This window comes from Streptomyces mesophilus (genome assembly GCF_040300965.1).
GTDB lineage: Bacteria > Actinomycetota > Actinomycetes > Streptomycetales > Streptomycetaceae > Streptomyces > Streptomyces mesophilus_A.
The window spans coordinates 1-5,289 of the sequence record NZ_JBEPEW010000273.1 but is presented as its reverse complement, the minus strand read 5'-3'; the positions used below and the strand labels follow the sequence as shown (position 1 = coordinate 5,289).

The following is a 5,289-nucleotide window of genomic DNA, read 5'->3' as shown; positions in this document are numbered from 1 at the left end:
CCGACGCGACGGTGCCCTGCCCGGCGAGCTGCCCGCGCACCGTACGCACCAGGCGCAGGGCCGTGGCCACATCACCGCTCAGGAGCGCCACCGCACCGCAGGAGCGGAAGGCCGGCAGCGCCGTGCACGCCGTCTCGTACGTCACCGAGACCGGCGACGACGGGGACGCGGACGGGGTCTCGGCGAGACACAGCACATGGATCCCGGCGCCGGGCCCCTCCTCGGCGAGCCGCACGGTCGCCGCCCGCAGCGCGGCCGAGCCGGGATCGCCGTCCACCACGAGCAGCGTGCGGGGCCCCGCGGAGCGGCCGGGGGCGTCACCCTCGTCGAGCCGGTCGTCGATACGGCGCAGCAGTTCATCCGTACGGGCCGCCGCCTGCTCACGGTCGTAGGCGACGAGCAGCCGGCAGTCCTCGCCGCGGGCCGGCCGCAGATGCGGCAGCCAGCCCAGCCAGGTCCACTCGGCGACCCGCTGCTCCACCGTGCGCGAACGGTCCGTGCTGAGCAGCACGATCTCCAGCTCCGTGGGCGCGTGCAGCGCCGCCAGCTGGGCGAGCACGGCGCGCGCGAGCCCGGTCAGGCGCGCCCGCGGCCCCGCGAGCCCGAGCCCGCCGGCCTCGCGAAGACCGACCGTGACAGGCACGGCCGGCAGCAGCAGGCCCTGGTCGGTCAGCGGCCGGTCCACGGTGCCGAGCCGCACGGCGAGCGCTTCGGGGTGCTCCCGGCCGCGCTCCCACAGGCGCGGCCCCGGGCCGAGCGCGGTGAGCAGCAGGGACGCCGGGTCGGGCCAGGTCTCGGGCTGGGGCGTGCGCTCGGTGAGCTGCGGCTCGGCGGCGGGTTCGGCCGGTGCCAGGGGTTCCTCGGCGCGCCCGCCCGCGAGCCGCCGCGCCCAGGCGCCGAGCCCGCGCCGGCGCAGCTGCCGGGGAACGGTGGTGCCGCGCGCGGGGGTGCCGGTGCGGCCGTGCTCACCGAGCGGCTCGGCCGGCTCGTCGGCGCGGGTGTGCTCGTGGGAAGGGTCCAACTCGGCGTGGCCGTAGGCGTGATGGGTGGCGCCGGCGGGCGGGCCCGCGTGCGGCGAGGCCTGCGCGGGCACGCGGGGCGGCTCCTGCGGCGAGGCGGTGCGCTCTCGTACGGGGGCGCCCTGCGCGGGGGCGGCTTCCCCTTCTCGTACGGGGTGAGCGTCTCCTCGTACGGGGTGAGCGTCTCCTCGTACGGGATGCGCGACCCCTCGTACGGAATCGGCATCCCCTCGTACGGGACCGGCGTCCTGCCGTACGAGAGAGGCGCCCGGTGCACCCGGGTCCTGCGGGCCCACCGCCGTCACCCGGAGGTGACCCTCCCCGTCCGGCGCCGTGGGCAGCGGCTCGGGGTCGGCCGTAGTGGACAGCCGCAGCGTGGACTCGCCGATCCGCAGCAGCGCGCCGGGGGTCAGACGCAGCGGGCGGTCGGCGACGGGGGCGCCGTCGAGGACGGTGCCGTTGGTGGAGCCGAGATCCGACACCGAGACGCGGCCGTCGTCGGCGAGCGTGACCGCGCAGTGGAGCCGGGAGACATCGGGGTCGTCGAGCGGGACGTCCGCGTCGGCGGAGCGGCCGATCGTGATCTTCCCGCCGTGCAGCAGATGGACGCCGCCGGCGTCGGGACCCGCGATCACATGCAGCCGGGCGGCCGCGCCCTGGGCGGTCGGTGCGGGCTCGGCGGGGGAGTGCAGCGTGAGCACGGCGCCGTCGACCAGCGGGGGCTCGCCGAGCAGGCAGGTCCTGGCGTCGAGCCGGTCCGGACCCGCGTACAGCACGACCTGCGTCCCCGAGGAGACCTCGGCACCCGCCGCCGCGGCCAGGCCGGAGGCCACCGCCGCGAGTGCGGTGCCGGAGGGCGCGGTGACCAGCACGTCGGTGGCGCTGCAGTCGCGCGACGACTGCGCGCTGCGGCCGCTGGGCGGCCCGAGGACGGTCAGCCGGATCTGCATCGCCGTCAGCGGTCCCTTCTGCGCGGGGTGCCCGGCGGGGGACGGATGACCCGTCAGTGCCCCCACCGCACACGGCATGGCTCCGTGCTCGTAGGCATCCTCGCACCTGCCACCGACAACACGCCCGTCGCCCACCATTAAGTGATCTTGATTGATCGGGTTTTCCGTCTTTGGGGTCCAAATCGCCCTCGCTCATGCGTAATTGGCCGCGCGGGTATACGGCGGGCGTGTGCATGGGACGTGCGTGGGCAGGGGACCCGGCAACCAACCGCCGACTGCCTGCGTCTTCCTGCGGAACGGAACCGCCACGGTTGTTACGGGAACGGGTGGCCGAGGGCACACCAGTGCCCCGTTCGGCCGCACTACAGTGGGGCGGAACACAAGGAACGCCAGGAACAGAGTTCGACGATCGACAGGGAGCGCATGACGTGCGGCCGGTAGGCAGCAAGTACCTGCTCGAGGAGCCGCTCGGACGCGGCGCCACGGGCACCGTCTGGCGAGCCCGCCAGCGCGAGACCGCGGGCGCCGAGGCCGCCGTCCAGGGGCACCCCGGCGAGACCGTCGCGATCAAGGTGCTCAAGGAAGAGCTGGCCAACGACGCGGACGTCGTGATGCGCTTCCTGCGCGAACGCTCCGTGCTGCTCCGCCTGACGCACCCCAACATCGTGCGCACCCGCGACCTGGTCGTGGAAGGCGATCTCCTGGCGCTCGTCATGGACCTTGTCGACGGTCCCGACCTGCACCGCTACATCCGGGACAACGGCCCGATGACCCCGGTCGCCGCGTCCCTGCTCACGGCCCAGATCGCCGACGCCCTTGCCGCCAGCCACGCCGACGGCGTCGTGCACCGGGACCTCAAGCCCGCGAACGTGCTGCTCAAGGACGACGAGCACGGCATGAGCCCGATGCTCACCGACTTCGGCATCGCGCGTCTCGCGGATTCGCCGGGCCTGACCCGTACCCATGAATTCGTCGGTACGCCGGCGTATGTCGCACCCGAGTCCGCCGAGGGCCGTCCGCAGACCTCCGCCGTCGACATCTACGGCGCCGGAATCCTGCTGTACGAGCTGGTCACGGGCCGCCCGCCGTTCTCCGGCGGCAGTGCGCTCGAAGTGCTGCACCGCCACCTCGGCGAGGAGCCGCGCCGCCCGAGCACCGTCCCCGAGCCGCTGTGGACGGTCATAGAACGCTGTCTGCGCAAGAAGCCCGAGGAGCGGCCGAGCGCCGAGAACCTGGGGCGTGCGCTGCGCGTGGTCGCCGAGGGCATCGGCATCCACGCGAACTCCTCGCAGATCACCGCCGCCGAGGGCGTGGGCGCACTGCTCGCCCCCGACCCGACGCCCGCGCCGGTCCCCGTGACACCGGGCGCCGCGGATCCGACGCAGGTGCTGCCGCAGGGCGCGGGCTCGTACGACCCGAATGCGGCGACCAACGTGATGCCGCACACCTCGGGCTCCTCCGACGCGGATCCCACCTCCGTCCTGCCGAACCGCGGCGCGGCCGACCCGACCGCCGTGATGCCGCCGGTGCCGCCGGGCGCCCCGGGGGCCGGCAACCCGGACGACCCGCACCCGTGGCAGAACCAGATGCGTGCGGCCCGCGACCGCAACGAGCAGACGCAGGTCCAGTACCTCGACCCCAACCAGGACCCGCTGCGGCGCCGCCCTCAGCGGCAGGTCCAGCGCGGCCAGCAGCAGCGCCAGCAGCAGCCGCAGGGGTACGGATATCCGCAGCAGCCACAGCACCCGCAGCAGCACCAGCCGCAGCGGTACGCCCCGGCTCCGCAGCCCCAGCAGCAGCCGCAGCGGTACGCGCCTCCGTCGCCGCCTCCGCAGCAGCCGCGCCCGCCGCGTCAGCCGAGGCAGCGCAGCGCCAACCCGATGAGGATCCCCGGACTCGGCTGCCTCAAGGGCTGTCTGTTCACGATCGTCATCCTGGTCGTGGCCGCGTGGCTGATCTGGGAGCTGAGCCCGCTGCAGGACTGGATCGGCCAGGGCCGCTCGTTCTTCGGCCAGATCGGGCACTGGTACGACACCGTCTCGGGCTGGATAGAGGATCTGGGCGGTTCGGACGGCGGCGGTGGCGGTACGGGCGGCGGCGGTACGTAGCCGACCGAGTGTGCGGGGAAGCCGGGCTCCTTCGGGGCCCGGCTTTCTTTTGCTCCGGGACCTCGACCAGGATTCCCGTGTTCCAGTATCTCAACTGGGCCGTGGCATGGTGGATTTATCGACACCTGGCGAGTGATTTCTGCCCCGGAAGTGAAGGTCGGCGCCGAAGCCGCGTAGCTTTGTCGCCAACAGGAGCCCGTAGGAGCAGTCTTGGCACGGAAAATCGGCAGCCGGTACACCGCCCACCAGATCCTGGGCCGCGGTTCCGCCGGCACTGTCTGGCTCGGCGAAGGCCCTGAAGGGCCGGTCGCCATCAAGCTGTTGCGCGAAGACCTCGCCGCCGACCAGGAGTTGGTCGGCCGTTTCGTCCAGGAGCGCACGGCGCTGCTCAGCCTCGACCACCCGAACGTGGTCGGTGTACGGGACCTGGTCGTGGACGGCAATGACCTGGCGCTCGTCATGGACCTGGTCCGCGGCACGGATCTGCGCACCCGTCTGGACCGCGAGCGGCGGCTCGCCCCTGAGGCAGCCGTCGCGATCGTCGCGGACGTGGCCGACGGCCTGGCCGCCGCGCACGCGGCCGGCATCGTGCACCGCGACGTCAAGCCGGAGAACGTCCTCCTGGACATGCAGGGCCCGCTCGGCCCCGGCGGCTCGCACCCCGCGCTCCTCACCGACTTCGGCGTCGCCAAGCTCGTCGACTCCCCGCGCCGTACACGCGCGACCAAGGTCATCGGCACCCCGGACTATCTCGCCCCCGAGATCATCGAGGGTCTGCCGCCCCGCGCGGCTGTCGACATCTACGCCCTCGCGACCGTCCTGTACGAACTCCTCGCCGGCTTCACGCCCTTCGGCGGCGGCCACCCCGGCGCGGTTCTGCGCCGCCATGTGACCGAGACGGTCGTCCCGCTCCCGGGCATCCCGGACGAGCTCTGGCAGCTGATCGTCCAGTGCCTGGCCAAGGCCCCCGCGTCCCGGCTGCGGGCCTCGGAACTGGCCGCGCGCCTGCGCGAGCAGCTCCCCCTCGTCGCGGGCATGCCGCCGCTCGACGTGGACGAGCCGGAGCCCGAGCTCCCCGATGAGCCCGAAGAGGCCTTCCCGGCCGGCGAACCCGCGGCCCCCCGCCGGGGAGCGGTCCCGCTGGTGCCGGGCTCGACCCCGGACTCCAACCGCGACACCCACACCTCGATGCGCGTCCCCGGCCCCGACGAG

3 protein-coding genes are annotated in these 5,289 nt (G+C 73.9%); 2 read left to right on the top strand and 1 reads right to left on the bottom strand.

The window, feature by feature from the left end; genetic code table 11:
- A partial coding sequence (locus ABT367_RS40665) for an FHA domain-containing protein (protein ID WP_434975652.1) occupies nucleotides 1–2,035 on the bottom strand: 2,035 nt, incomplete at its 3' end.
- 362 nt (nucleotides 2,036–2,397) lie between these two features.
- Between ABT367_RS40665 and ABT367_RS40660 the strand changes: the two genes are divergently transcribed.
- On the top strand, nucleotides 2,398–4,077 hold the full coding sequence (locus tag ABT367_RS40660; protein WP_352258923.1) for a serine/threonine-protein kinase: 1,680 nt from the start codon (nucleotides 2,398–2,400) through the stop codon (nucleotides 4,075–4,077).
- Between the two features lie 210 nt (nucleotides 4,078–4,287).
- Nucleotides 4,288–5,289 (top strand): serine/threonine-protein kinase (locus ABT367_RS40655; protein ID WP_352258921.1); only part of this gene is annotated, 1,002 nt, incomplete at its 3' end.